This is a genomic window from Serratia sp. FDAARGOS_506 (genome assembly GCF_003812745.1).
Taxonomy (GTDB): Bacteria; Pseudomonadota; Gammaproteobacteria; order Enterobacterales; family Enterobacteriaceae; genus Serratia.
In genome coordinates, this window is record NZ_CP033831.1 from 4,268,964 (window position 1) to 4,295,444 (window position 26,481).

The window sequence follows — 26,481 nt, forward strand, 5'->3', positions numbered from 1 at the left end:
TCTGTTATTAGAAAAAGGAGAAACTCTTACCAATCACCGGCATTGTTCGAATCAGTTTGCCTGTTGACTCATCAGGAAGCAGATCATCGCCGCGCGCAACGGGCTGGCGCTGTCCGCTTGCCATTCACCGCACTGGGTGCTCATGCGCGCCTGCCATTGCGTGCTATCGCTTTGGTTATCGGGGTTCAGACTGATTTTGTTGGCGCAAATGATCGGCCAGGCATCGGAGGGATTCTTGCAGTAATCTTTACCTTTCACACCACCGTAGGGATACCACTTGTCCGGGTTCTCCCCGGTCAGCAGCGCAATGCTGCGGTTCACTTCGGCATCGCTTTCTTCGTACCATTTAATCATCGGCTTTATCCATCTTTCGTAAGGTTCGCGCTACATTACGATGTCTGTACGACAGTTTTATGACAGCGCCGCCGGTTTTCACATTATCTCTACTAATGCTTTGTCCCCCTTTATCTTTCCTTAGCGCCTGCGTACACTTTTCTCCTTCTTCAGCGCCCAGGAAATGCATGCATGTTGACCGGCCTCAACCACCTGACGCTTGCCGTCAGCGATCTCGATCGCAGCTTCGATTTTTATCGTCATCTGTTGGGATTTACCCCGCACGCCCGCTGGCAAGGCGGCGCCTATCTCTCGTTGGGAGCATTATGGCTATGCCTGTCGCGGGATGAGGCGCGGACGCAACAAAGCGCGCGCGATTACACCCACTATGCCTTCAGCGTAGCGCCGGATCACATTGAGCAGGTCAGCGAGCGGTTGCGCCAGAGCGGCGTCAAGGAGTGGAAAAGCAATCGCAGCGAAGGCGAATCGCTCTATTTTCTCGATCCTGATGGGCATCAGTTGGAGATCCATGCCGGCGATCTAGCCAGCCGCCTGGCGGCATGCCGGGAAAAACCGTATCAGGGCATGGTGTTTTACTGAATTACCCCGGCGGCGCGACCGCCGACCGGAGCATCATGCTCAACGTTCGGGGATGAAACCTTTGAAGTCCAGCGCAGGGTTGAGCTCATCGTCGTCAGCATCGCCGCCGTCAGCGCGAGCGCTGTGTGCCAGGCGCTTCAACAGCGCCGTTTGTTGGCGTTGCTGTTCGGCAATTTCCTGCAGCAGGCGAATCTGCTCGTTGGCGCGCACGCTGGCGCGGTTCACCAGAAACCAGACCCACAGCCCGACCAACAGCGCCACCGTGGCGACCGCCAGTGACAACAGGCCGTTCTGGCCAAAACCTAAATCGTACATGGACAACCCTATTTACCGCAAAATTCAGGCCGCTATCTTAACACTCGCGACGGCCGTGCGAACATCCCTGCCAAAAATTGCTTACCAGGGCACGAAGCGCGTCACCGAGCAGATGCCCAGCGCAAAATTCCCGCCATCGTCGCAATAACTGTCCAGCGCCAACAGGTAGAAAAACAGGCAGGCAGCGACGGCCGTCATTATCACGAGGACTTTTTTTCGCAACAAATTTAGCAGCCTCATTGTTATCTTGGTAACCTATCGCGCATGTTATCACAGCGAAGTTAAACGAAGTTTAACTTGTCGTTTAGATTTCTGGCTATCGTCCGGTTTTCAGACTGTTACCCTTGTCGTCGCCCGGCAGTCATGGCTAGATAAACCCTCAGGGATAATGAGGAAGCGCAATGAGCAGATTGATTAAGTGGGTAGTGGTGTTGGCGGTCATTTACGGCGGCTTTTTGATTTCGGGTTACGGCGTGCTGATAGGCAGCAACAAAAACGTTGGCGGGTTGGGTTTGCAGTGCAAATACTTGACGGCGCGCAACGTGGCGATCGCCCAGTACGTCAATGGCGACAACGGTTTCATCGGCGTAGCCGACTGTCCGCTGTTCAAGAAAATCGAAACGGTGGTGGATTAACCCCCCACCGCCCGACGCCGCCGCTTTGCGGCGGCCCCGCCTCAGTTGCGGGTAAACTTCATCTCGATCAGCGCAATCGCCTTGTCAATCGCTCGCCGGGTCACCGGATCGGCGCCTGCAGGATGCGTAGAGAAATCGATGCTTTTGAGCTGTCCCGCCATCTTGTCGCGCACTTCGGTCGGTGCAATCACGTCGATAACGTCCAGAATCTGTTTGATGACCAGTTGGCAAGCGACCAGATCGGAAGCCAGTTCCTGTTCGTTGCTCAGCATGTCAGACATAATAACTTTTCCTCTTGATTCAAACGCCGCACAGAATAGCATGCCGCCCACTCCATTGCCTGCTCTCCCCGCCTTTTTCCCCATTCTGCGCACCGCCGAGCAAAAGCCCGCGGCAGATTAGCCTATACTTGCAGCATGATGGTGGCAAAAACCACCCGTAAGCCACAACCAACAGGAGAAAGTTATGGCGAATCACAATGTGAAATCCTGGGCGACAGTGCGTGAAACTTCGGTGGAAATCGCCGAAGCTATTTTTGAACTGGCAGGGAATGACGAAGTGTTGGCGCAGAAGATCTGGGAAGAAGGCAGCGACGAAGCGCTGGAAAAGGCCTTTGCCAAAACCACCGCCGACCAGCTTTATTGGGGAGAGGAAACCGTCGAGCGGAAAAACGTTTAGCGGCAATACAACAAAAAGCCCGGGTTTCTGACCCAGGCTTTCCCGATTAGCGATCGCCCCGCTCAGCGGCGTGCAATGCCTCTTGCTCTCACGGTTCTTCACCTCCCACACCTCCCGCATTTTTCATGCTCATCACCGGCATCGCCATAAAAGCGCCGACGCCCACGATTACAACCAGAGTAATAATCACTGTCATTAACATGCGATCACCCCATCAACGTTGAGTTGTTACGGCTGACTCTGTTTTGGCGGTTACTTGCTGCGGCCTTCCCCGCGTCCCCCATTTCGGCGGAGACAGTCTCAGATTAGCCGTTTTTCCTTTCGACTGACAAGCGGCGGTTGAACGGTTTTTCCGAATAATTGCTCCCCGTCACCGGCGGCGTTTTTGTCCGCGGCGGCAAGTTGTGTATACTTCACCGCTATGTAGATCTCACACTGACGCACTGATGATACAAGAACACCATCTCTCATTGGTCTGCGCCCTCAGCAAATGGGTCGAAACTCACCTTGGACGAGTGATCCATCTCGAAGAGCTGGCCGAGTATTCCGGCTACTCGCTGTGGCATATGCAGAAGCTGTTCAAAGAAGCGACAGGGATTTCGCTGGGCAAATACATTCGCGAACGCCGTCTGGCCGGCGCGGTCTACCAACTGCGCAGCAGTGAAGCGTCGATCTTCGATATCGCCCTGGACTTTGGCTTCGGCTCACAGTCCCACTTCACCTACATGTTCAGAAAGCGTTTTAATATCACGCCTTATGATTTCCGCCAGGATTTGAGCGTCGATCTGCACATCGATCCGCCGTTGCACGTCATTCATCAAAAATCCGCCTGACGCCCGCCGTAAACCGGTGGGTTAACGCCCTCCCCATACCGCCAGCATCGCGATCAAGGCCGGCAGCGCCTGCACCCACAGGATCTTACGGCTGGCGGTCAGGCCGCCAAACACTCCAGCCGCCAACACGCACCCGAGAAAGAACAGTTGCAGCGCCGTGTCCTCACGCCAATAGCCCCATGCCAGCCCCAGCGCCAGAAAACCGTTGTACAGCCCCTGATTGGCGGCCAATACCCGCGTGGCCGCGGCAAATTCCACCGTCGTACCGAATGCCCGTCTGCCAAGCGGCGCACGCCACAGGAACATTTCCAGCACCAGGATATAAAGATGGAGCACTGCGATAAACAACAGCAAAATATCGGCAAACAGCTTCATAATTGTCCTATCGCTTATTGAAGATGTCATTAAGTATAAGCGTGTAGCCTATATTGCCAGACAATGGCGATAAAAAAACCCGCCGAAGCGGGTTTATGCAGGAGTCATTTTTTGAAGTTAGCTTAAGACGGCGACCAACAATGCCGCGACAGAAACCCAAAACAGCGCCGTGGCGATCACGACATGGGACAGTCTTGCACGATAGAGTACCTGACTCATAATGACCTCACTGACATCTAACTAACGGGAGACAACCTGACTTCCTGAGGATTATCCTAAACTTCTTCTCGTTATCATTATATGCGCCAGATCACTGTTCTGCCGAGAAACCTTATTCTGTCGTAAAGCTGGAGCCGCGATCACAGTAATTTTGCCTTATTAGAGCGAAATAAGCCGAATATTCGCGGCGATTATATCCTAACGCTATCAAACATCGCTCCAGGGCAGGCGTGGCGCGGTCATACGCTCGCCAGAATAACCGTTCACCGCAGGAAAACGCGGCGCCCCTTGTTCCCAATCACGCTGAGCCTGAGTAATTTCTGCCTTGGTATGGCCAACGAAATTCCACCAGATAAGGATTTCTTCGTTTAACGGCATGCCGCCAATTAATAATCCCCGGCTGCCCTTCTGAGCATTTAACTCAATGGAGTTATTCTTCATACCCAAATAGGCAAACTCGTCAGGTGAAAAGGTTTCACCATTAAGTTCGAATTCCCCCATCAGGGGCAAGAAGCCGATTTCATAGTCATCGCGCAGCGGCAATTGCACCGTTGCCGCCTCCTGCCATTCCATATCAATGGCGATTAATGGCGAAAGGGTAAACACTGGCGAACGATAAGCGCCAAATTCCCCGACCAGCAAACGGTGGTTCACACCGTTATTCTGCCACTGCGGCAGGTCAGGATAATGATCGAATCGCGGCGCCATGTCGGCATGTTCGGCCGGCAGCGCAATCCACAGCTGGGCGGCATGCAATCGCCGCTGCTCGCCCACCGACTGTTCCGTGTGTGCAATGCCGTGCCCCGCGGTCATCAAATTGACCTGGCCCGGACGGATCACCTGCTCGCTGCCGAGGCTGTCGCGGTGCAGTACTTCGCCCTCGATCATCCAGGTGAATGTTTGCAGACCGATATGCGGATGCGGCCCCACATCCATGCCGGGCGAAGTACCGTTGAATACCGTCGGCCCGGCGTGATCGAGAAAGCACCAGGCGCCGACAGTGCGCCGCTCCCGGGTCGGTAGCGCACGGTTGATCGGAATACCCCCCACTTCGGCGTTACGCACGGCAATACGTTGGATCTGGCGCACGCCGTCGACGACGGGGCACTCGCGTGAAGGTGAAGAGAGCATAGGACGGGGCTGACTCATCGCAAAGACCTCCTGAATGGCGTCGATTCGCCAAAGGTAACTCGCCCCAGCTTAACACAGGACGGTTCACCTCACAGAGCAGCGACGCTCAGGCGCGTTCGCGCGGATTAGGACGCTTTGATGTAGCAGCTTTTAATGTCGATATCATCGTGCGCGTGCCTGAGATCGGAGAAATAGGTCACGCCAAAGAGAATTGATACCACCAGCAGCACGGAAACCAACAGGCCGATAATCGCCAGCAGTTTGGTTTCGTCATGGAGATTCGGCTCCATTTCATCTCCCCTAGTTAATCGCATCAGGTCACCCACAGCGTGACCGCCAGCGTAAAGATAATCAGTGAGCAGGACGCCACCGCCAACACGACGATCGCAAATTGCGCATCACCCAAGGTTTCTCGATAATTTTTATCCGTTGAGGCGTCACGCTGTTGTTTCACTAAATCGGTTTTCACTCGTTCAACTGCTGCATTGCTGTTTAACGGGGCAAAAGGTCCCCTCATAATAAGACGTTAACGTTGCCGCCTTGGTCGTTCCGGCTTCAACCGGGGCATGACGCTATCAACTTTCCCCATCAGGGTCAACACTCCCCCTGCCGGCAAGCGAGCAGGGGCACAGGGTAGATGTAACCGGCATTGGGATCGCAAGAAAATAAGAGATGCGTATTACAGAGGGCAAAAAAAAAGCCCGGTACGCACCGGGCTATGGCAGACCGACACGTTATTGCGGGATACGCAACACCTGCCCCGGATAGATCTTGTCCGGGCTCGACAGCATCGGCTTGTTGGCTTCGAAAATCTTGTTATACAGATTGGCGTTGCCGTACATCTCTTTGGAAATCGCGCTCAGCGTATCGCCCTTCTTCACGGTGTAGAAGCGGCTCTCAGCGTCGGATTGCGCCACCGCCACCTTGTCTTCCACGCCGCTGATGCCGGCCACGTTGCCAATTGCCACCAGGATCTTCTCTTTCAGCTCCTGACTGACGGCATCGCCGGTCACTACGGCTTTACCATCGACCACCTGCACATCGACTTTGTCGGTGCCTGGCAGGCCGCTCTTATCGAGATGCTCCTTGAGTTTGGCGCTTTGATCTTCGGTGGAGGCATTGCCGGTGACTGTGTCCCACAGTTTTTCGCCCGCTTCTTTGACGAAGTTAAACAAGCCCATATTCACTCCTTTTGATGGTTGCAATAATGCGTTTAAGTAAGGCTTGTTAAGCTTAGCATCGTCAAAAGGATATGCCATCCGCTCCCGGCATCAGAAACGGTTAGAGAATTCCGAAAGTGCCGTCCGCGGCGTCTCGATGGCGATATATAACGCAATGGTGCTGAAAAATCGCGCTTTTTTACCTACACTGTTGCAGACAGGGCGGTTCGACGAAGGAGGCATGCAACGATGTACGCATTGGTGATGTTTGTCTGTTATCTGGATGGCGGCTGCAGTGAAATGGTGGTCGATATATTGCGCGACGAACCGCAATGCCTGGTCGTGATGAAGGAACAGAACCTGCGCCACGCCGGCTGTTACCCCATGGAAGAGTTTATCGACGGTTTTTGGTTGCCGGCTAGCGAATACTCGGATTTTTAACGCCCCCCATCCGATACTGAGGAATTTCTGATTTCATCGGAAACTTCGTCTGCCTCCGAGGCTTTAGGCCGCTGTTTTGCTAAATTGCGGCTTCCGAAGAAGAGAGACAGAGAAAGGTCATGTCAGTAACAGCTCATTCCAACGAGCATTATGAAATACTGCTCCGCAACGTCAGCCTGGCGTTAGGCGACGCGGTGTTGCAGTTAATCAAAAACCATAAAAAAGTATCCGGCAGCAATATTCTTTCACAGCTGGTAACGGAAATAGAACGCGAGCAGGATCAGCAACGTTTCGCCGCGCTGCGCTCTGCTATTGAGTTGGTGGGGCTGGCGCCCAAAAGTTGAGCGGCCGATAAAACGAAGGCAGGGCTTGCGCCCTGCCTGATTACCGATCCCGACACAGGATGAAGGTAATGATGGAAACTTAGAAGCGGTAGGTCAGGTTGACGGCAACAATGTCGTCGGTGTTCAGCTTCAGTTTGTTGTCGTCGTTCAACTGGTTAATTTTGTAGTCGACGTAGGTGTACATGTTTTTGTTGAAGTAGTAAGTCGCACCAACTTCCACATATTTCACCAAGTCAGCATCGCCAATCCCTTCGATATCCTTGCCTTTGGACTGTACGTAGGCCACGGACGGACGCAAACCGTTCTCAAACTGATACTGAGCCACAACTTCGAAGTTTTGCGTTTTGTTGGCGAAGCCCGACGTGCCGTTGACGCTGATCGGCGTCATGTTGCGGGTATCGGCATACATTGCCGCCAGGTACACCTGATTGGCGTCGTATTTGACAGCGGTGGTCCAAGCGGTGGCCTTGTCGCCTTTACCGTACTGCAGCGCCTTCTGATCGCTGGTGCGGTTGGAGTCAGAGAACGCCGCCGCTACGCCGATGCCGCTGCCGCCGATGTCCTGATAGTCCAGAGACATGCCGTAGCCGTCGCCGTTTTGTTTGGTTACGCTGCGCTTGTCGCCGTCGTTTTTACCCTGGTACTGCAACGCCAGGTTCAGCCCTTCCACCAAACCGAAGAAGTCACGGTTGCGGTAGGTCGCCAGACCGTTGGAACGGGCGGTCATGTAGTTGTCGGTGTAGCTGTAGGAGTCGCCGCCGAATTCTGGCAGCATGTCGGTGTAAGCTTCGGCATCGTACACCACGCCGTAGTTACGGCCGTAGTCGAATGAGCCATAGTCGGCGAACTTCAGGCCGGCGAAGCCCAGACGCGTTTTGGTGCCGGTGGTGCCCTGCGCTTCGTCGTGGTTGGAAGCAACCTGGTATTCCCACTGGCCGTAACCGGTCAACTGATCGTTGATTTGGGTTTCGCCTTTAAAGCCGAGACGAACGTACGTTTTATCCCCGTCTTCATCCTTGTCTTTACTGAAAACGTGTTTGGCAGCAACGCGGCCGTACAGGTCGAGTTTATTGCCATCCTTATTATAGATTTCAGCCGCGTTGGCGAAGGAGGTGACCGCCCCGAGGGCGACAGCTAAGGCTAATACACTGCGTTTCATCATTTATTTTCCTAGATATTATAATTAGAACCCTGCCCGTCACGCCCAATTTATAATTTGGGCTGTGATTTTATCTTTTGGTATTTTTTGAGTTCCCCTAATACGGGGTGATGTGACATTAGCATCATGAATCAAAACTTAAAATCAAAAAATTCATGAAACAACGAGGAGAAAGCATGTTTATTTGTAAGAAAATATTACAACAAAGAAATCGCGCAAATCGTTGAATATAAGAATATTTTATCACATAAGTTATAACTAAAATGGTGCAATGCATCAAAATAGTGCACACCAGTTTCGTTTTGTGTGCTTTCTGAGCGATTCAAAAGTAACAACAAAATTAGCATGGTTATTAAAAACGTTACTTATTTCACATTTTTATCTTAACAAACTCGCCAGGCAATTAAGGCTTTCAGATAACCCTCTGACACAACCTTTTATTCATTCGCGTAAAGGAAGATCTCCGGAGCGAATAAAATTCACCTTACGGCAATTTAAATAGGGAGAAATAGCAGATAAAAATAATGAAAGGAATAACGGCGGCGCGCTGCCGGCGCCGCCGTGGATAAATCAATACAGCGTAGAGCGGGAAACTTCTTTCAACAACATACCGGCGCGCAGGCCCAATGCCACGCTGGGGTTCGGGAACAGTATCCAGGCCCCCTCTTGGCCAACGCGATAGTCCTCCTGCGGCTGCTCGCACAGCAACATGCCCGGTTTCAGTTCGGTGAAATTGGCCGTGTCATCGTCCAGATGCAGCTTGAAGTCTTCGCTGTGTTTAATCAACGAGTGCATCACACGGAAAACCCGAATCTCATCGCCCGCACGCACCGGCAAAGCACCTTCACTGACCGCAGCCCGCAACGCGCGATCGATAGCGGCGAACTGCTGAAGATCGTTGCTGCCGAACGGCCGTGCCTTGCCCAACTCAAGCGTACAGCTCGCCGCATTGAGATGTTCGCTGGAATAGTGGCTAAAAGTACCACCCGGCGCGCTGTGTACCACCAACGCATCCAGATCGGCCGCATCCAGCAGCTTCAACATCGGCTCACTGTACGGGCGTTTCTGGAAAGGCAAAATGCCGAAGCGCGGCAAACGCGACTCACGAATGGCTGTGTGCAAATCATAATGGAAACGCGCCGCCTGTTCCCCATCGAAAAAGGCAGCGAGCGCACGCTCCAACTGCTGCGCACGCACGGTTTCGCCGCTGGCGGCGAAGTTGCGGTAACGGCCGCCGAACATGCGGTTCATATCGCTGTGCAGATAACGCTTGCCGGCCCGTATCGCCGCCGGATTACCCAGCACCACCAACAGCCGCACCGTCAGCGGCAACCGGCCGGTCAACAGGTCGCCGACCAGCTGATTGAGCAGTTCAATCGGCGCTGTTTCGTTGCCGTGCACGCCCGCCGACATCACCATCGCCTGGCGGTAAGGCTGACGCGGCGTGAGCTCCAGCACCCCTTCCCCCTGCCAGCGCCAGCGCAGCTGCGGTGTTTCACCTTGCCATTCGACGGGCTCGTTCCCTTCCAGCGTCAGAGGCAGTAGATCGATCATGCCGCCTCCCTTAGCGTTGGAATGGATAGATGGAACCAAGACCGAGGATCGACGTCAGCGAATCCAGCGCTTCGCGCCCTTCGCGCAGCAGCAGCGGATCGGCCAGGTCATCCTGCGTCAGACGATCGCGGTAATGGCGATCCACCCACTCATTCAGCGTCGCAAACAGCCGTTCGTTCATCATCACGCGCGGGTTCACCGCCCGCAACTCCTGTTCATTGAGCGCCACCCGCAGCCGCAGGCAGGCAGGGCCGCCGCCGTTGCGCATGCTTTCGCGCAGATCGAACACGCGGATTTCATCGATCGGGCCGCCGCTGCCGATCATGTCGTTGAGATAACGCCACACGCCGGCATGCTGACGCGACTCCTCCGGCACGACGATCATCATCTTGCCGTTCGGTTTGGTAAGAATTTGGCTGTTGAACAGGTAGGTCGCCACGGCGTCCGCTACCGAGACGCGTTCTGTCGGCACCTCGATCGCCACCAGCTCGCTGTCCAACGTCGCCATCTTGCGGCGCACTTCATCCAGCGCCTGTTGCTGGCGATAAAACGCCTGCTGGTGGTGGAACAGCACGTTCTGGTTACTGACTGCAATCACATCGTTATGGAACACGCCCTGATCGATCACCGCCGGGTTTTGCTGCACGAAGACCGTATGCTGCTCGTCCAACTGGTGCAGGCGAGCGATCGCCTCGCCGGCTTCGCGCGTCTGGCGCGCAGGATAGCGCGCCGGCGCCGTTTCGCCGCCGAACTCCTGACGACCGTAGACGAACACCTGTACACTGCGCTTGGCGTAGTCGCCGCCCAAGCGGTTGTGGTTGGCCGCCCCTTCGTCGCCGAACAACGCCACCTGCGGCAACGCTTCGTGATGGGCGAAATGCCGATCGTCGCTGAACATCGCCCGCAATACGGCGGTGGTGGTTTCCGCTTCGATGGCGCGGTGGAACTTGTTGTTCAGATTGGCGGCGGTGAAATGCACCTTACCGTCGGCGCTGTCCGCCGAAGGCGACACCGTGGCCGCATTGGCGGTCCACATGCATGACGCCGAGCTAAGCGCCGACAGCAGTCGCGGCGACTGACGCATCGCCTGCGCCAGCACCGCCTCATCACTGCCGCTGAAGCCCAGGCGACGCAACATCGGCAAATGCGGCCGCTCCTGCGGCGGCAACACCCCTTGCTGGAAACCGAGATCGGCCAAGGCCTTCATTTTCAGCAAGCCTTGTTTCGCCGCCAGCTTCGGGTTCGATACGCTGTTCTGATGCTGCGTCGAAGCCTCATTGCCGAACGACAGCCCGGCATAGTGGTGCGTCGGCCCCACCAAACCGTCGAAATTGACTTCATATCCTGACATGTTCATCCCCTGGGGATAGCGTGCGGCGACGCCATCGCGACGCCGCAGACAATTAACGGAACGACAAGCCCGGCGAGAGCGTCGCCGGCAGCGACAGACTTTCGCTTTCCAGCGAAGCCATCGGCCAGGCGCAATAGTCCGCCGCATAGAAGGCGCTTGGTCGATGGTTGCCGGAGGCCCCCACACCACCAAACGGCGCCGCGCTGGATGCCCCGGTCAGCGGCTTGTTCCAGTTGACAATGCCGGCGCGCGCCTCCAGCAGCAAGCGCTCGAACAGCTCGCGCTGCGGCGACACCAGGCCCACCGACAGGCCGTAGCGCGTCCGATTGGCGAGCTGCAGCGCTTCGTCGAAGTCGCGGTAACGCACGATGGTGGTCAACGGCCCGAAATACTCTTCGTCCGGCACGCCGGCCACGCCGGTCAGATCGACGATGCCCGGGCTGAGCAGCGAGCTGCCCGGCTCCAGCAGGCGCATGGTCAGCAGCGATTTGCCGCCCAGCGCCAGCAAGCGCTGCTGCGCTTTCAGCATGTTTTCCGCCGCGGCGGACGACACCACCCCGCCCATAAACGGTTCCGGTTCGGCATCCCAGCGGCCGACCCGCAATTCCCCCGCCACCTGCACCAGACGCGCGATAAAGGCATCGCCTTCCGCTCCCTGCTTCACCAGAATACGGCGTGAACAGGTGCAGCGTTGGCCGGCGGAGATAAACGCCGATTGGATAGCCAGGTTGACCGCCGCATCGCGATCGTCGAACCCGTCGACGATCAGCGCGTTGTTGCCCCCCATCTCCAGTGCCAGGATCTTCTCCGGCTGCCCCGCCAGTTGGCGATGCAGGTGATAGCCGGTGCCGGCGCTGCCGGTGAACAGCAGGCCGTCGATATCCGCACTGGCCGCCAGCGCTTCGCCGGTCTCGCGGCCGCCTTGCACCAGGTTGATCACCCCATCCGGCAGACCGGCCTGCAGCCACAGCTTGAGGGTCTCCTCGGCGGTCAGCGGCGTCAGCTCGCTCGGTTTGAATACCACGCAGTTACCGGCCAACAGCGCCGGCACGATATGGCCGTTCGGCAGATGGCCGGGGAAGTTGTAAGGCCCGAACACCGCCAGCACGCCGTGCGGACGATGGCGCAGCACCGAAGCGCCGTCGGCCATCGCCGTCTGGCTAAAGCCGGTCCGCGTCTGATAAGCCTGCAGCGAAATGCCCACCTTGCCGATCATCGCCTGAATTTCGGTCAGCGTTTCCCAGCGCGGTTTGCCGGTCTCGCGGCTGATGGTTTCCGCCAGCGACTGTTTGTGTTCTTCCAGCAAGACGGCGAAGCGTTTCACCAGCTGTTCACGCTGTTCGAACGGCGTACGCGCCCATGCCGGGAACGCAGCGCGCGCGGCCTCACAGGCGGCGGCAACGTCACCGGCGTCGGCGGCGTTGGCGCGCCACAGCGGCTGGTTGTCGACCGGATCGGCCTTGCCGAACTCGGCGCCGCGGCCCTGCCGCCAGACGCCGTTAATCAACAGTGCAGGATGGGACATCATGCTTTCTCCTGTGCAATAAGGGGGAGCACCCGCACCGGGCTGCCCTGCTCGACACCCAGCGCCGCAGCGGTGGCGGCGTTGATATGCAGGCGGTCGTCATACAGATCGGCATTAACCAACAGTGCGCGGTAGTTCTGATAGTTGTCGTTGGCAACCAGATGCACCGGTGCATCGGCGCGCATCGGCGTGTCATCCAGCACCACTTTCACCAAGCGGCTCTGCTTCACCGCGCGGATGTGATCGATCTCGGCTTCCAGCGTCGGGCCACCGTCGAAAATATCGACGTACCCCTGGTAACTCAGGCCTTCCGCTTCCAGCAACCGGCGCGCCGGCAAGGTTTGCGGATGCACCTCACCGATCACTTTCTGCGCGTCTTCGGCCAGGAAATCGACATACAACGGGTGTTTCGGCATCAGCTCGGCGATAAACGCCTTTTGCCCGGTGCCGCTCAGGTAGTCCGCCTTGGCGAACTCGATGGAGAAGAAATGGTGTCCGACGCTCTCCCAAAACGGCGAACGGCCGTTTTCATCGGAGAAACCGCGCATCTCGGCGATCAGGCGCCGTGAGAAACGTTCGCGGAACGCGGCAATAAACAGGAAACGCACCTTCGACAGCAGCTTGCCGTTCTCGCCGTGACGATAATCCGGATCGAGGAACAGTGTGCACAGCTCCGAATGGCCGGTATGGTCGTTGCTGAGGAACAGCGTCGGTACCGATTTATAGACGTTCAACTGTTTGGAAGCGTGCACCTGTGTGCCGACCCGGAAGCTGTACCAGGGTTCCGCCAGGCCGACGGCCACTTCGATCGCACAGACACCCACCGCCTGCCGGCGCTCGCTGTCCTCCAACACGAACAAATAACACTGGTCACTTTGCGGAAGTTCGCCTTGCCAGGTTTTTAACGCCCGCTCAATGCGTGCCGACAAGGTATCTTCATTTTGCGGCAGTGAAGTGAGACCGATGCCGGATTTACCGGCAAGCGTCAATAAATCCGCCAGATCGCGACGCTCTATAGGGCGAATAATCATCATAATGCGAACCTCTTCTGAATCAGGCTGCGCCGGTGAAGGCGCAGCCCGCTGATTAGCTGCAAATGCGCGCCACGGCACGCGCGAATCGCGCCAGCCCCTCTTTCACATCCTGCTCAGGGATGATCAGCGACGGCGTGAAACGCACCACGTCCGGGCCGGCGATCAGCGCAATAACGCCTTCTTCGTTGGCCAATTGGGTGATCTGCTTCGCTTTGCCGGCATAGTCTTTCTTCAGTTGGCAGCCGATCAGCAAACCGCCGCCGCGAATCTCGGCGAAGATCGGGTACTGGCGGTTGATGTCGTTCAACCCGTCGATAAACCACTGGTGACGCTGTTTGACGCCTTCCAGCACTTCCGGGGTGTTGATGATGGAGAACACCTCCCCCGCCACCGCCGTCGCCAGCGGGTTGCCGCCATAGGTCGTGCCATGGGTACCGACGCCCAGCGTTTTCGCCAGCGCATCGGTGGTCAGCATGGCGCCGATCGGGAAGCCGCCGCCCAGCGCTTTGGCCGTGGTCAGCACGTCCGGCACCACGCCGTACTGCATGTAGGCATACAGGTGGCCGGTGCGGCCGACGCCGGTCTGCACTTCATCGAAGATCAGCAGCGCATTATGGCGATCGCACAGCTCACGCAGCCCCTGCAGGAAACTGGCTTCCGCCGGCAGCACGCCGCCCTCGCCCTGGATAGGCTCGACGATCACCGCGCAGGTGCGATCGTTGATAAGCTCGGCCGCCGCGGCCAGATCGTTATACGGCGTATGGGTGATGCCGCCCGGCAGCGGTGCAAAGTCCTGCGAATATTTTGGCTGACCGCCGGCGGACACCGTAAACAGCGTGCGGCCGTGGAACGCGTTGTTGAACGCCACAATCTGATCTTTGCCGGCGCCGTGCTGGTCGTGCGCATGTTTGCGCGCCAGTTTCAGCGCCGCTTCGTTGGCTTCGGCGCCCGAGTTACAGAAGAACACCTTGTCGGCGAAGGTGGCGTCGATCAGCTTTTTGGCCAGGCGCAACACCGGTTCGTTGGTATAGCCATTGCCCAGATGCCACAGTTTGCCCGCCTGCTCCACCAGCGCCGCCTTGACCGCCGGGTGCGCATGCCCCAACGCGTTAACCGCGATGCCGCCGGCGAAATCGATGTAAGACTTACCCTGCTGATCCCACACCTGCGATCCTTCTCCCCGCACCAGAATAAAATCGGCAGGGGCATAAACCGGGACCATCCAGTCATCGAAAGACTGGCGGGTAACTGCGATTGGCTGTTCCATAGTGACCTCATAATCTCAGCAAAGGCTGAATTTTGACTGTAAGGACCGCTCAAGCCCGGCTAGGCCGCCACAATGCAAAAAAACCGCTGTTCGAAACCGACTTTCCCGGCGGAGAAAATGCTGTCCCTTACCGCTGATTTAGAAACAAATCTGTTACATAAAATCGGTTTTTCACTATTTATGGCGTATATCCGGTCCCTGAGCGGGGAGTAAATGTTAACGAGCAGTTAAAATACATGTCGTTTGATAAAGAGTGTAGAGCAGCTATCGTGCCAAAACGGGATTTTTGCCGAATTTTGCGATTTTTTGCGTTAAAACAACGGCTTATAATGCATATTTATTCAATTTCTATGCATTGGTAATGCATAAATTAAAAAATAAGGCCTAAAATCATCATTGCGCGCGAAATCCTATTCAATTACGAAAAACTTCAGGATTTCTGATCGGGCTCGCAAAAATAATTTCATCGGATTTGCTCGCTATCACACTTTTTGCCCAATCGGGTGCAGCGGTGCGCCAGGATCGTGCAACGTGACAGCGACGCAAAGATCCCACCCGCCATGCTCCCGAAACAGGGCCGGCTGACCGCGGCTCCTGCTTTGTGCGCCAGCGACTACACTGTGATCCTGACTGCATCTTCTCTTCTGCGTACAAGGAGTCACCATGTCCAAGAAAACCGTCGATCTCAGCCAGCCACGCGCCCAACAGGACATTCGCACGTTTCTCGACGCGTTGAATGCCGCCGGCGGTAAACCCATGGAACAGATGAAACCCAAAGAGGCGCGTAGGGTCTTGGAGGATGCGCAACGCAGCGTTGAGGTGCCGCTGCGCGAAGTGGAAATCAGCGAGAAAACCATCCACGTGGAAGGTCAGGATATTCTGCTGCAGCTGGTGCGGCCGGCCAGGGTCAAAGAGGCGCTGCCGGTATTCATGTTCTTTCACGGCGGCGGTTGGGTGCTGGGGGATTTCCCCACCCATGAGCGACTGGTACGCGATCTGGTGCACAGCTCTGGCGCGGCAGCGGTGTTCGTTAACTATCCCCGCTCACCGGAGGTCCACTACCCTGAGGCGATCAACCTGGCATACGCCGCCACCGAGTGGGTGGCCGAATACGGCGAGAAGATCAACGTCGACGGTTCGCGACTGGCGGTGGTCGGCAACAGCGCCGGTGGTAATATGGCGACAGTAGTCAGCCTAATGGCCAAAGAGAAAGGCATACCGGCGCTGCGCTGCCAAATCCTGCTGTGGCCCGTCACCCACGCCCATTTTGATACCGACTCCTATCATCAGTATGCCGAAGGCCATTTCCTGACTCGCAACATGATGAAGTGGTTTTGGGACAGCTACGCGCCCGATAAGGCGCAGCGCAAAGAGATCTACGCCTCGCCGCTCAACGCGACGCCCGAACAGCTGCGGGGCATGCCGCCGGCGCTGGTGCAGACCGCCGAGCTGGACGTACTGCGCGATGAGGGCGAAGCCTACGCGCGTCTGCTCGACGCCGCCGGCGTCGAGGTCACTTCCACCCGCTATAACGGGTTGATCCACGACTACGGCCTGTTGAATCCGCTCGCCCACGTCCCGGCGGTGCATTCGGCGATCCACCAGGCCGGGCGCGCGTTGAAGCACTACCTGTCCTGACGCTAGCCGACGACGTGGCACGCCACCTGATGACCGGGCGCCACGCTGCGCAGGCGCGGCGCCTGTTCACGGCACTGCGCCGTGGCCTGCGGGCAGCGCGGATGGAAACGGCAGCCGTGTGGCGGGTTGGCGGGATTCGGCGGCTCGCCGCTTGCTGCCTGCGGCGGCAAGCGATGCGCATCCAGCGTCGGCACCGCCGCCAACAAGGCCTGCGTGTAGGGATGCAGCGGCCGGCGAAACAGCGCATCGCGGTCGGCGCTCTCGACGATCTGCCCGAGATACATCACCGCCACGTCCTGACACAGATGCTCTACCACACCGAGATCGTGCGAAATAAACAGCAGCGTCACCCCCTGCCGTTCCTGCAAATCGGAAAACAGATTGATGATCTGCGCCTGAATCGACACGTCGAGCGCCGATATCGGTTCGTCGGCGACGATAAACTCCGGCTGTAGGATCAGCGCACGCGCGATGCCGATGCGCTGCCGCTGGCCGCCGGAAAACTCATGCGGAAACCGCCCGTAATGCTGTGGAGACAGCCCGCAGATCGCCAGGGTGTCGAGCACCCGCTCGCGCAGTTCCGCCTTGCTCGCCAAGCCGTGCTGCAACAGCGCTTCGCCGATGGCGTCGCCCACGCGCAGGCGCGGATTCAGCGAGCTGTACGGATCCTGAAACACCAGCTGCATTTTCGGCCGCAGGGCGCGCAACGCGTCTTTGCTCAGGCTATCCAGCGCCTGCCCTTTGAACATCACCTCGCCGGCGGTTTTATCATGCAGGCCGAGCAGCGTGCGGCCAACGGTGGTTTTACCGCTGCCGGACTCGCCCACCAGCCCGAAAATGCGGCCCTTGCGAATGCTAAAGCTGACGTCGTCCACCGCCTTCAGCTGGCCGGTGGTTCGCCCGAACAGCCCGTCGCGCAGCGGGAAATATTTCTTTAACCCTTTCACTTCCACCAGGGGTTCAGTCGACATGTGGGCGCCCTCCGGCGTTGAGAAAGCAGGCGGATTGGCGCTGCTGTGTGCCATACAGCGGCGGAATGCCGTCGCGGCAGCGAGCGGAGGCCTGCGCACAGCGCTCAGCAAACGCACAATGTTCAGGCAAGCGCGCCAGATCCGGCACCTGCCCGGGAATGGAATACAGGCGGCGGAGCCGCTGGCCCGGCACCGGCCGCGAGGCGATCAGCCCCTGAGTATAGGGATGCCGCGGTTCGGACAGCACTTCCCGCGTCGAGCCCTGCTCGACGACGCGCCCGGCGTACATCACCGCCAACCGGTCCGCCATCTGGGTGATCACCCCAAGATCGTGGGTGATCAAGATCATCGCCATATTGTGTCGCCGGCTCTGCTCGCGCAGCAACGCCAGGATCTGCGCCTGTACCGTGACGTCGAGCGCCGTGGTCGGCTCATCGGCGATCAGCAGCGCCGGGCGGCACCCGATCGCCATGGCGATCATCACGCGCTGCAACATGCCGCCGGACAGCTGATGCGGATAGCAGCGCATCAGCGCCTCCGCGCGCGCCAACCCCACTTCCGTCAAGAGCTGAATCGCCTGACGCCAAGCCGCTTTCGGCGGCAGAGACAGGTGGCGAATCAGCGGTTCCACCAGCTGTTCACCGAGGGTCAACACCGGATTGAGCGCGCTCATCGGCTCCTGAAAGATCATCGCCAGCCGGTTGCCGCGCAGGTCGGCCATCTTGGATGCCCGCAGCGACAGCAGGTTCTGCCCTTCAAAGCGAATTTCACCGCCGTCTACCTGCGCCAGCGGCTGCGGCAACAGCCCCATCAGCGCCATGGCGGTCACGCTTTTGCCGCAGCCCGACTCGCCGACGATCCCCAGCGTTTGCCCGGCCTGCAGCTCAAGGCTGACCTGCTGCACCGCCCGCACCGGCCCTTGCTCTCCCTGAAACGACACCGACAGCCGATCGAACGCCACCAGCGGTTGACTCATCGCGTTACCCCGTTCATTTTCGGATCGAGCGCGTCCCGCAGGCCGTCGCCCAAGATATTGATCGCCACTACGGTGACGAAGATCGCCAGCCCCGGCGGCATCCACAGCCAGGGACGGTGCTGAAAGTCGATCAGGCTGTTGGCGGCGTCCATCATGTTGCCCCACGACGGCGTCGGCGGCACCACGCCCAGCCCGAGATAGCTCAACGCCGATTCGCTGAGGATGGCGTTGGCCACCGCCATGGTGGCTACCACCACCAAAATCGGCACGGTGTTGGGCAGCAGATGGCCGAAAAGACGCCGCCGGGTGGAGAGCCCCAGCACCTCGGTGGCCAGCATGAAATCCCGCTCGCGCAGCGACAGGATCTGGCCGCGCACCAGCCGCGCCAGCGACGGCCAACCCAATAGGCTCAGCATGATCATCACCATGTAGATGCGGTAATCCGGCGAGACGTCGAGCTCGGTCAGCATCGCCCCCATGATGATCAACAGCGGCAAGCCGGGGATGGTCATCAACAGATCGGCGAAGCGCATGATCAGCCGATCCGCTACGCCGCCCAGATAACCGGCAAGCGCGCCCAGCACATAACCCAGCGTCACCGACAGCAACATCGACACCAGGCCGATGGTCAGCGATATCCGCCCCGCCAGCAGCAGCCGGGTGCAGATATCGCGGCCGAGAAAGTCGGTGCCCAACCAGTGCGCGCCGCTCGGCGCCTGATTGATATTCAGCACATCACCAGCGTCGTCGCGCCACGGCGACAGCGACGGCCCAATCAGGCATAGCAACGCCAACAGCACCAGTAATGCCAACGAGATCATCGCCGGCCGATGGCGGCGCAGCCGCCGCCAGGCCTGTGCTGCGGGCGGCGGCGACAGTTGCGCCAGCGCCGGCAACTGGGCCTGGCGCCAGCGGCGACGGCGGCCGAAAAACAACGTAGCCAACATAGCGTTACCTCAAGCGAATGCGCGGATCGGCGTAGGCGTACAGAATGTCCGCCAGCAGATTGCCGAGAATGGTCAGGGCCGCCAGAAACAGCGTGAACCCCATCAGTACCGGGTAATCACGCGCCGCCAGCGAATCGATATGGATATGCCCGGCGCCCGGCCAGTTGAAGATTTTTTCGGTGATCAGCGCGCCGGAAAACAATCCCGGCAGCTCGAACCCCAGCAGTGTGACGATCGGCAACAGCGCATTGCGCAGCGCGTGTTTGAGGATCACCGTTTTCTCCCTGAGCCCTTTGGCGCGCGCGGTGCGGATGTAGTCCATGCGGATCACCTCCAGCATGCTGGCGCGGAAATAGCGCGTCAGGCTGCCGGCCTGCAGCATCACCAGCGCCAGCACCGGCAGCAGCAGGTGCGCCGCCACCTCCAATACCCAGGCCAGCCCGCTCGCTTCGCTGCCGGTGCGCAGCATGCCGCCCGCCGGTAGCCAGTGCAGATCGACGGCGAACCATTTGATCAGCAGCAGACACAGGAAGAACGTCGGAAACGACATGGCGGCGAACACCGCCACGGTAATCAGATGATCGAACAGCGAATAGGGTTTCATCGCCGAGATCACCCCCACCGCCAGCGCGATACCCCAATACAGCACCATCGCCACCGCCGCCAGCAGGAACGAGTTCCAGATGTATTGGTTCAGCAGCGTGCTGACCGGGATCTGATACTGCAGCGAAAAACCGAGATCGCCCTGCAGCAGCCGGCCGAGCCAGTGCAGGTAGCGGCTGAACAACGGCTGATCCAACCCGTAAAGCGCCCGCAGCTCGGCGGCGCGTTGCGCGGTCAGGTTGATGTTGCCGTCGATAAAGTCGCCGGGCGCCAGGGCGAAGATGCAAAAAATCAGCAAGGAAGCCAACAGCAGCATCGGGATAGTCTGCAACAGACGGCGCAGGATAAAATTTCTCATCGCGATTTCCATCGCCGCCGCCCGGAGTGGCGCGGCGGCGTCAGGGCGTTACGGCGCCGGTTTGACGTTCGGCAGGCTGCCGACCAAGCCGTTGTAGATATCCGGTTTAAAGCCGGTGACGCGCGCGCTGCTGGCGCTCAAAATCTCGCGGTTGCCGAGCAGGATCACCGGCGGATCGTCCGCCAGCGCCTGATACAGCTGGTGGTACAGCGGCTTGCGCTGGGCGATATCCAGCGTGGCGTTGGCTCTGGCGATCAGCGCGTCCACCTGCGGGTTGTTATAGCCGGTCTCGCTCTCGCGGCTGATGAAATCGCGCACGCCGTCGTGCGGGTCGTTCAGCGTGCTGGTGCTGAGAGACGCCAGGTCATAATTACCCGCCTTGCGCTGCGCCAGCAGCGCGTTGAAATCCAGTACCTGTGGCTTGAGCACCACGCCGAGCCGGCGGTAGTTGTCTTTGGCAATCGGCACCAGCGCATCGTTGATCAACTTTTTGGTCACCAGCAGCGTCAGCTCCAGCTTCTTACCGTCTTTTTGCCGAATGCCGTCCGCGCCCACTCGCCAACCGGCCTCGTCCAACAGTTTCCCGGCCTTATCGAGATCGTAAGCGTAGGGATTGATGCCGTTCGCGTCATAGGCCCAGGAGATCGGCGAGATCGGCTGGTTGGCGACCTTGCCGTAACCCTGGTACACCACGGCGATCAGTTTTTGCCGATCCAGGCCGTAGATCAGCGCCTGGCGCACCCGTTTGTCCTGCAGCGCCGGGCGCTTGAGGTTGAAATCGATGCGGCTGTAGTCGCTTGAGCTGTAGAGGTTGATATTGGCGAAGCCGAGCAGCTTCAGCTGTTCGATATCGTCCGGCTTGGCGGTAAAAGCGTCGTAGTCGGTCTCGCCAGTCTGGAACAGTTGGAAGTTGGTGGCCGGATTGGTGACGCGGTAGATAAAGCGTGCCATCGGCGGCGCACCGAGATAGAAGTTCGGGTTGGCGTGGAAGCGGATTTCCTGCCCTGGCACATATTTATCGTAAATATAGGGGCCGTTGCCGAGCGGTTTGCCGTTGAAGGCGCGCACGCCGTCGAGCTTGCCGCGCTGATAGTCTTTGCCGTAGTAAGCCCGCGACAGCACCGGACCGCCGATCAGTTGCAACGTAGTCGCACCCGGTTGAGTGGTGACGATCTGAATGGTGCGATCGTCGATCACCTTCAGGCCGCTGATGCCTGAAGCGGTGCCGTTTTTATACTCGGCGCCGCCCTGGATGTGCGCCGGTGTGATGTCAGTGTCACCATCATAGGCCGGATCGTGCAGCAGCGTCAGGGTAAAGGCGATATCGTCGGCTTTCAGCGGCGAGCCGTCGCTGTAGACCAGGTTCGGCCGCAGCTTGATGGTGTAAGTCAGATTATCGGGGCTGACCTGCCAGGACTCCGCCAATCGCCCTTCTGGCTTGCCCTGGCTGTCCAGGCCAATCACGCGGCTGAAGATCACGTCGGTCACGTTCTCGTCCCAGCCGTTGGTGAACAGATACGGGTTGAAAATCCCTTGCGGCTCCGAGATACCCGCCACCACGGTGTCTTTGCGCAGCTTGGCGGCGGCCGGAACCCGAGCGGCGTCGCTGGCCGGCGTGATGCCTTCGGCCAGCGTTTCCGCCTGCGCACCGGCGCTCAGCCCCAGCGCGCAGACCAACGCCAGCGGCGTCAGCCGATAACGCAACAGTTTGTTTAGCTTATTTTTTATTCTGCTCACCCACAGCCCCTCGTCTTCCCGTTGATAAAAATGTGACAAAATTTATCGCAGAGTAATGGGCCACTGCAGGGCTGTCTAACAACGAAACCGGCATTCCATTGCCGAAAAAAGCATTATGAATTTTTCTTGGGTGAAGCTCGGTGCAAAACGCGTTTTAACCGGCCGCCGCCAGCCCCCGGATAAGTTTGGCTAAGGTTTTGATCGCCTCTTCAAACCGGTCGTTCCATTCAAAAGAGGCGTTGAGGCGGAAGCAGTGGTTGAAATGGTCGCCGGTGGTGAACATGCGCCCCGGCGCGATGCTGATGCCCCGTGAGAGTGCGCGCCGGTACAGTTCCATCGACGACAGCGCCTGATCCAGCTCCAGCCACAGGAAATAACCGCCGTCGGGCTGACTGACTTTCACCGTCGGCGGGAAATGGTGGGCGATCGCCTGCCGCATCGCGCTTTGGCGCTGGGCCAGCAGGCGGCGCAACCGCCGCAGATGGGTGTCGTAGCCACCGTGCAGCAGATAATCCGCCAGTGCCATCTGGGTCGGTACGCTGGTGGAAACGGTGCTCATCAGTTGCAAACGCTGGATCTGTTGCGCATAACGCCCCGCCGCCACCCAGCCGACGCGAAAGCCCGGCGCCAGGCATTTGGAAAACGATGAGCAGTGCAGAATCTGGCCGCCGCTGTCGAGCGCCTTGGCCGGCAGCGGCCGTTCCGCGCTGAAGTACAGCTCACCGTAAACGTCATCTTCAATCAGCGAGATCTGTCGGTCGCGCAACAGCGTCACCAGCCGCTGCTTGTTGGCCTCCGGCAGGGTGGCACCCTGCGGGTTCTGGAAATGGGTCATCAGCCAGCAGGCTTTGATCGGATACTGTTCCACCGCCTGCTGCAGCGCGTCCAGATCGATACCGTCCTGCGGATGCGTGGCGATCGCCACCGCCTTTAACCGCAGTCGTTCCAGCGCTTGCAGCGCGCCGTAAAACGCCGGCGATTCGATCGCCACATAGTCTCCCGGCTGGGTCACCGCCTGCAGGCTGAGGCTGAGCGACTCCATCGCCCCGGCGGTAATGACGATCTCGTCCGGCGCGACCTGCATGCCGCTCAGCGCGTAACGCTGGGCAATGTGCCGCCGCAGCGCATCGTTACCTGGCGGCAGGTTGGCCAGCGAACTGTGTGGCGTGAATTTGCGCGCCACGCTGCTCAGCGCACGCGCCAGCTTGGGCTGGGCAAACAGCGTGGCGTCGGGAAAGGCCGAACCGAAAGGCACGATATCCGGATCCTTGCAGGCCTGCAGCACGTCGAAAATAAAGGCGTTGATGTCCACCTGCTCGCTAAGCAATAGCTTCTCGCCGCGCGAAGGCTGAGGCAGCGGCTGCGGGCGCGCCGCCACGTAGTAGCCCGACTGCGGCCGAGCGACGATCCAGCCCTGGCTTTCCAGCAGTTGGTAAGACTGTACCACCGTCATCAGGCTCAATCCGGCGCGTTTGCCACTCTCGCGCAGCGAAGGCAGCTTGTCGCCCGCCCGCCACACCCGGTTCTGAATCTGTTCTCTAATCTGCTGCGCAAGCTGTTCGTATCGGGTCATAGCTCTTAACTGTTATATGAAAAAGTAAAATAACTGTCACTATTATAGTCACTGTACTTCGTGATTAACTTAACGCCAAGCTTTTCACATAAAAATGACAGCTATACTCAAGAGGTTAATTTATGTTCAACCCTAGGAGGCGCCATGCTGGGTCTTGATGCACTGGAACTTGCCAGAATACAGTTCGCCTTCACCGTGTCTTTCCATATCATTTTCCCCGCCATCACCATCGGTTTAGCCAGCTATCTGGCGGTGCTGGAAGGATTATGGTTGAAAACGCACAATGAAGCCTACCGTGAGCTTTACCACTTCTGGTCAAAGATTTTCGCCGTTAACTTCGGCATGGGCGTGGTGTCCGGGCTGGTGATGGCCTATCAGTTCGGCACTAACTGGAGCTTCTTCTCCGAGTTCGCCGGCAGCATTACCGGGCCGCTGCTGACCTATGAAGTGCTGACCGCTTTCTTCCTCGAAGCCGGTTTCCTCGGCGTGATGCTGTTCGGCTGGAACCGCGTCGGCCCCGGCCTGCACTTCTTCGCCACCTGCATGGTGGCACTCGGCACGCTGATCTCCACCTTCTGGATCCTGGCCTCCAACAGCTGGATGCAGACCCCTCAGGGGCATGAAATCATCAATGGTCAGGTGGTGCCGGTCGACTGGCTGAAGGTCATCTTCAATCCGTCCTTCCCATACCGCCTGCTGCACATGTCCACCGCCGCCTTCCTCTCCTCGGCGTTCTTCGTCGGCGCCTCCGCCGCCTGGCACCTGCTGCGCGGCCGCGATACCCCGGCGATGCGCAAGATGCTGTCGATGGCGATGTGGATGGCGCTGATCGTCGCGCCGGTGCAGGCGCTGATCGGCGATGCGCACGGCCTGAATACGCTGAAACACCAGCCGGCGAAGATCGCCGCCATCGAAGGCCACTGGGAAAACCCGCCGGGCGAAGCCACGCCGCTGATCCTGGTCGGCTGGCCGGACATGCAGCGCGAAGAGACCCGCTTCAAGCTGGAAGTGCCCTACCTCGGCAGCCTGATCCTGACCCACAGCCTGACCGAACAGGTACCGGCGCTCAAATCCTTCCCGCCGGAAGATCGCCCCAACTCCACCGTGGTGTTCTGGTCGTTCCGCATCATGGTCGGGCTGGGCATGCTGATGATACTCGCCGGGGTGTGGAGCCTGTGGCTGCGCTGGCGCGGCGGGCTGTATCAGTCGCGTCCGTTCCTGTACTTCATTCTGTGGATGGGTCCTTCCGGGCTGCTGGCGCTGCTGGCTGGCTGGTTCACCACCGAGATCGGCCGCCAGCCGTGGGTGGTGTATGGGCTGCTGCGCACCAAGGACGCAGTGTCCGCGCACGGCGATCTGCACATGAGCATCAGCCTGCTGGCGTTCATCATCGTCTACTGCTCGGTGTTCGGCGTGGGCTATTCCTACATGATGCGCCTGATCCGCAAAGGGCCGCAGCCGCATGAACATCAAGAAGACAATACCGAGGGCCGCCCGGCGCGTCCGCTGTCCGCGGTCAACGATACTCTGGACGACAGGAGCTGAACATGGGCATCGATCTTCCACTGATTTGGTTTGTGATCATCGTGTTCAGCACCATGATGTACGTGGTGATGGACGGTTTCGATTTGGGCATCGGCATCCTGTTTCCGTGGGTGAAAGAGAGCGGCGACCGCGATCTGATGATGAACACCGTCGCCCCGGTGTGGGACGGCAATGAGACCTGGCTGGTGCTGGGCGGCGCGGCGCTTTTCGGCGCCTTCCCGCTGGCCTACTCGGTGATCCTCGACGCGCTGGCGATCCCGCTGACGCTGATGCTGATCGGGTTGATTTTCCGCGGCGTGGCCTTCGAATTTCGCTTCAAGGCGAAGCCGGAGAAACGCCATATCTGGGACAAAGCGTTCATCTGGGGTTCGATCTTCGCCACCTTCAGTCAGGGCGTAGTGGTAGGCGCCGTGATCAACGGCTTCCCGGTCGAAGGCCGCACCTACGCCGGTGGCGCGCTGGACTGGCTGACGCCGTTCGCACTGTTCTGCGGACTGGGTCTGGTGGTGACCTACGCCCTGCTCGGCTGCACCTGGCTGGTGATGAAAACCGCAGGTGACCTGCAGGCGCGCATGTATCATCTGGCGACGCCGCTGCTGGCGATCCTGTTGCTGGTGCTGGCTGCGGTCAGCATCTGGACGCCGATCGCGCATCCGGAAATCGCCGCCCGCTGGTTTACGCTGCCGAACCTGTTCTGGCTACTGCCGGTGCCGGTGCTGGTGCTGCTCAGCGCCTGGGGGATTCAACGCGGGGTGAAACGCGGCGCGCACTACTCGCCATTCATGCTGACGCTGCTGCTGGTGTTCCTCGGCCTGAGCGGGCTTGGCATCAGCATTTGGCCGCACTTGATCCCGCCGGCCATCAGCCTGTGGGACGCCGCCGCCCCGCCGCAGAGCCTCGGCTTTATGCTGGTGGGTGCGCTGTTCATCATCCCGATCATTCTGGTCTACACCTTCTGGAGCTACTACGTGTTCCGCGGCAAGATCAGCCATGAACACGGCTATCACTGAGAAGGGAGGACGCTATGCAAGATAAAACGGCAGCCGTTGCTCCGGCGCCCTGGTGGAAACGCATCGGCTGGCTGGTGATCATCTGGAGCGCCAGCGTGCTGGGGCTGTTCGTGGTCGCCTCGCTGTTCCGCCTGCTGATGACCGCGGCAGGCATGAAGTCGCATTGACG

Annotated in this window: 31 protein-coding genes; 10 read left to right on the forward strand and 21 right to left on the reverse strand. The window is 58.8% G+C overall.

Annotated features, from left to right (window positions below; translation table 11 throughout):
• Positions 1–51: 51 nt before the first annotated feature.
• Positions 52–354: a phage protein NinX family protein gene (locus EGY12_RS20660; protein WP_123895196.1), complete on the reverse strand. Its 303-nt coding sequence runs from the start codon at positions 352–354 to the stop codon at positions 52–54.
• A gap of 171 nt (positions 355–525) precedes the next feature.
• On the opposite strand from EGY12_RS20660, the gene fos reads away from it, so the two are divergent.
• On the forward strand, positions 526–933 hold the full coding sequence (gene fos / locus EGY12_RS20665; RefSeq protein ID WP_123895197.1) for a fosfomycin resistance glutathione transferase: 408 nt from the start codon (positions 526–528) through the stop codon (positions 931–933).
• Between the two features lie 39 nt (positions 934–972).
• Here fos and EGY12_RS20670 read toward each other — a convergent pair whose 3' ends face one another.
• Together EGY12_RS20670 and mgrB are read right to left on the reverse strand one after the other, a co-directional pair.
• Positions 973–1,248, reverse strand: a complete 276-nt coding sequence (locus tag EGY12_RS20670) for a YebO family protein (protein ID WP_123895198.1) — start codon at positions 1,246–1,248, stop codon at positions 973–975.
• A gap of 81 nt (positions 1,249–1,329) precedes the next feature.
• Positions 1,330–1,446 carry a PhoP/PhoQ regulator MgrB gene (mgrB, locus tag EGY12_RS20675; protein ID WP_019452853.1) on the reverse strand — a complete coding sequence of 39 codons (117 nt, stop codon included), beginning with the start codon at positions 1,444–1,446 and terminating at the stop codon, positions 1,330–1,332.
• A gap of 203 nt (positions 1,447–1,649) precedes the next feature.
• On the opposite strand from mgrB, the gene EGY12_RS20680 reads away from it, so the two are divergent.
• Positions 1,650–1,883 carry a YobH family protein gene (locus tag EGY12_RS20680; RefSeq protein ID WP_049202099.1) on the forward strand — a complete coding sequence of 78 codons (234 nt, stop codon included), beginning with the start codon at positions 1,650–1,652 and terminating at the stop codon, positions 1,881–1,883.
• Positions 1,884–1,924: 41 nt separating this feature from the next.
• Here the strand turns inward: EGY12_RS20680 and EGY12_RS20685 are convergent, their stop codons facing one another.
• Complete coding sequence (locus EGY12_RS20685; protein ID WP_004927692.1) at positions 1,925–2,164, reverse strand: DUF2766 family protein; 240 nt, start codon at positions 2,162–2,164, stop codon at positions 1,925–1,927.
• Between the two features lie 184 nt (positions 2,165–2,348).
• On the opposite strand from EGY12_RS20685, the gene EGY12_RS20690 reads away from it, so the two are divergent.
• Both EGY12_RS20690 and EGY12_RS20695 read left to right on the forward strand, forming a co-directional pair.
• On the forward strand, positions 2,349–2,561 hold the full coding sequence (locus EGY12_RS20690; protein WP_004927694.1) for a YccJ family protein: 213 nt from the start codon (positions 2,349–2,351) through the stop codon (positions 2,559–2,561).
• 446 nt (positions 2,562–3,007) lie between these two features.
• Complete coding sequence (locus tag EGY12_RS20695; RefSeq protein ID WP_004927697.1) at positions 3,008–3,394, forward strand: helix-turn-helix domain-containing protein; 387 nt, start codon at positions 3,008–3,010, stop codon at positions 3,392–3,394.
• Positions 3,395–3,415: 21 nt separating this feature from the next.
• Here the strand turns inward: EGY12_RS20695 and EGY12_RS20700 are convergent, their stop codons facing one another.
• From EGY12_RS20700 to lysM, 5 genes are all read right to left on the reverse strand, one after another.
• Positions 3,416–3,769 carry a DUF1304 domain-containing protein gene (locus EGY12_RS20700; protein WP_123895199.1) on the reverse strand — a complete coding sequence of 118 codons (354 nt, stop codon included), beginning with the start codon at positions 3,767–3,769 and terminating at the stop codon, positions 3,416–3,418.
• 426 nt (positions 3,770–4,195) lie between these two features.
• The gene (locus EGY12_RS20705; RefSeq protein WP_123895200.1) at positions 4,196–5,137 is read right to left on the reverse strand and encodes a pirin family protein; all 942 of its coding nucleotides are present in this window, start codon (positions 5,135–5,137) and stop codon (positions 4,196–4,198) included.
• A 107-nt stretch (positions 5,138–5,244) separates the two neighbouring features.
• Positions 5,245–5,409, reverse strand: a complete 165-nt coding sequence (locus EGY12_RS23405) for a hypothetical protein (protein WP_162837923.1) — start codon at positions 5,407–5,409, stop codon at positions 5,245–5,247.
• Between the two features lie 23 nt (positions 5,410–5,432).
• Positions 5,433–5,588: a hypothetical protein gene (locus EGY12_RS23410; RefSeq protein WP_162838238.1), complete on the reverse strand. Its 156-nt coding sequence runs from the start codon at positions 5,586–5,588 to the stop codon at positions 5,433–5,435.
• 265 nt (positions 5,589–5,853) lie between these two features.
• Positions 5,854–6,300, reverse strand: coding sequence for a peptidoglycan-binding protein LysM (lysM, locus tag EGY12_RS20710; protein ID WP_123895201.1), 447 nt, complete (start codon positions 6,298–6,300; stop codon positions 5,854–5,856).
• A gap of 228 nt (positions 6,301–6,528) precedes the next feature.
• Here lysM and EGY12_RS20715 point away from each other — a divergent pair, with 228 nt between their 5' ends.
• A complete protein-coding gene (locus tag EGY12_RS20715) occupies positions 6,529–6,720 on the forward strand; it encodes a YebW family protein (protein WP_049202096.1) in 192 nt (63 codons plus the stop codon).
• A gap of 119 nt (positions 6,721–6,839) precedes the next feature.
• Positions 6,840–7,064, forward strand: coding sequence for a biofilm development regulator YmgB/AriR family protein (locus EGY12_RS20720; RefSeq protein WP_123895202.1), 225 nt, complete (start codon positions 6,840–6,842; stop codon positions 7,062–7,064).
• 79 nt (positions 7,065–7,143) lie between these two features.
• Here the strand turns inward: EGY12_RS20720 and ompC are convergent, their stop codons facing one another.
• The 6 genes from ompC to EGY12_RS20750 all read right to left on the reverse strand — a co-directional run bounded on the left by ompC (position 7,144) and on the right by EGY12_RS20750 (position 14,954).
• Positions 7,144–8,226, reverse strand: coding sequence for a porin OmpC (ompC, locus tag EGY12_RS20725; RefSeq protein WP_123895203.1), 1,083 nt, complete (start codon positions 8,224–8,226; stop codon positions 7,144–7,146).
• Between the two features lie 567 nt (positions 8,227–8,793).
• Positions 8,794–9,777, reverse strand: coding sequence for a succinylglutamate desuccinylase (astE, locus tag EGY12_RS20730; protein ID WP_123895204.1), 984 nt, complete (start codon positions 9,775–9,777; stop codon positions 8,794–8,796).
• Between the two features lie 10 nt (positions 9,778–9,787).
• Positions 9,788–11,128, reverse strand: coding sequence for an N-succinylarginine dihydrolase (astB, locus tag EGY12_RS20735; RefSeq protein ID WP_064290082.1), 1,341 nt, complete (start codon positions 11,126–11,128; stop codon positions 9,788–9,790).
• Positions 11,129–11,180: 52 nt separating this feature from the next.
• On the reverse strand, positions 11,181–12,653 hold the full coding sequence (gene astD / locus EGY12_RS20740) for a succinylglutamate-semialdehyde dehydrogenase (RefSeq protein WP_123895643.1): 1,473 nt from the start codon (positions 12,651–12,653) through the stop codon (positions 11,181–11,183).
• Positions 12,653–13,687: an arginine N-succinyltransferase gene (astA, locus tag EGY12_RS20745; protein ID WP_038877029.1), complete on the reverse strand. Its 1,035-nt coding sequence runs from the start codon at positions 13,685–13,687 to the stop codon at positions 12,653–12,655. The genes astD and astA overlap by 1 nt, the downstream gene beginning before the upstream one ends.
• Before the next feature lie 52 nt (positions 13,688–13,739).
• The gene (locus tag EGY12_RS20750; RefSeq protein WP_015378175.1) at positions 13,740–14,954 is read right to left on the reverse strand and encodes an aspartate aminotransferase family protein; all 1,215 of its coding nucleotides are present in this window, start codon (positions 14,952–14,954) and stop codon (positions 13,740–13,742) included.
• 663 nt (positions 14,955–15,617) lie between these two features.
• On the opposite strand from EGY12_RS20750, the gene EGY12_RS20755 reads away from it, so the two are divergent.
• Positions 15,618–16,592: an alpha/beta hydrolase gene (locus EGY12_RS20755; protein WP_123895205.1), complete on the forward strand. Its 975-nt coding sequence runs from the start codon at positions 15,618–15,620 to the stop codon at positions 16,590–16,592.
• A gap of 2 nt (positions 16,593–16,594) precedes the next feature.
• On the opposite strand, the gene EGY12_RS20760 is transcribed toward EGY12_RS20755, so the two are convergent.
• The 6 genes from EGY12_RS20760 to EGY12_RS20785 all read right to left on the reverse strand — a co-directional run bounded on the left by EGY12_RS20760 (position 16,595) and on the right by EGY12_RS20785 (position 23,757).
• Positions 16,595–17,563: an ABC transporter ATP-binding protein gene (locus EGY12_RS20760; RefSeq protein ID WP_123895206.1), complete on the reverse strand. Its 969-nt coding sequence runs from the start codon at positions 17,561–17,563 to the stop codon at positions 16,595–16,597.
• Positions 17,553–18,539 carry an ABC transporter ATP-binding protein gene (locus EGY12_RS20765; protein ID WP_123895207.1) on the reverse strand — a complete coding sequence of 329 codons (987 nt, stop codon included), beginning with the start codon at positions 18,537–18,539 and terminating at the stop codon, positions 17,553–17,555. The genes EGY12_RS20760 and EGY12_RS20765 overlap by 11 nt, the downstream gene beginning before the upstream one ends.
• On the reverse strand, positions 18,536–19,486 hold the full coding sequence (opp4C, locus tag EGY12_RS20770) for an oligopeptide ABC transporter permease (protein WP_123895208.1): 951 nt from the start codon (positions 19,484–19,486) through the stop codon (positions 18,536–18,538). The genes EGY12_RS20765 and opp4C overlap by 4 nt, the downstream gene beginning before the upstream one ends.
• Before the next feature lie 4 nt (positions 19,487–19,490).
• The gene (locus EGY12_RS20775) at positions 19,491–20,447 is read right to left on the reverse strand and encodes an ABC transporter permease (protein WP_123895209.1); all 957 of its coding nucleotides are present in this window, start codon (positions 20,445–20,447) and stop codon (positions 19,491–19,493) included.
• A 48-nt stretch (positions 20,448–20,495) separates the two neighbouring features.
• Positions 20,496–22,184, reverse strand: a complete 1,689-nt coding sequence (locus EGY12_RS20780) for an ABC transporter substrate-binding protein (RefSeq protein WP_172962942.1) — start codon at positions 22,182–22,184, stop codon at positions 20,496–20,498.
• Between the two features lie 154 nt (positions 22,185–22,338).
• Positions 22,339–23,757 (reverse strand): PLP-dependent aminotransferase family protein, encoded by a 1,419-nt coding sequence (locus tag EGY12_RS20785; RefSeq protein ID WP_123895210.1) that lies wholly within the window; start codon positions 23,755–23,757, stop codon positions 22,339–22,341.
• A 144-nt stretch (positions 23,758–23,901) separates the two neighbouring features.
• Between EGY12_RS20785 and EGY12_RS20790 the strand changes: the two genes are divergently transcribed.
• Genes EGY12_RS20790 through EGY12_RS20800 form a run of 3 tightly spaced genes read left to right on the forward strand, consistent with a single transcriptional unit; the run spans position 23,902 to position 26,479 of the window.
• The gene (locus EGY12_RS20790) at positions 23,902–25,302 is read left to right on the forward strand and encodes a cytochrome ubiquinol oxidase subunit I (RefSeq protein WP_004934615.1); all 1,401 of its coding nucleotides are present in this window, start codon (positions 23,902–23,904) and stop codon (positions 25,300–25,302) included.
• 2 nt (positions 25,303–25,304) lie between these two features.
• A complete protein-coding gene (gene cydB, locus EGY12_RS20795) occupies positions 25,305–26,312 on the forward strand; it encodes a cytochrome d ubiquinol oxidase subunit II (RefSeq protein ID WP_049202081.1) in 1,008 nt (335 codons plus the stop codon).
• A gap of 14 nt (positions 26,313–26,326) precedes the next feature.
• Positions 26,327–26,479, forward strand: coding sequence for a DUF2474 domain-containing protein (locus EGY12_RS20800; RefSeq protein WP_015378180.1), 153 nt, complete (start codon positions 26,327–26,329; stop codon positions 26,477–26,479).
• The last annotated feature ends 2 nt before the right edge of the window (positions 26,480–26,481 follow it).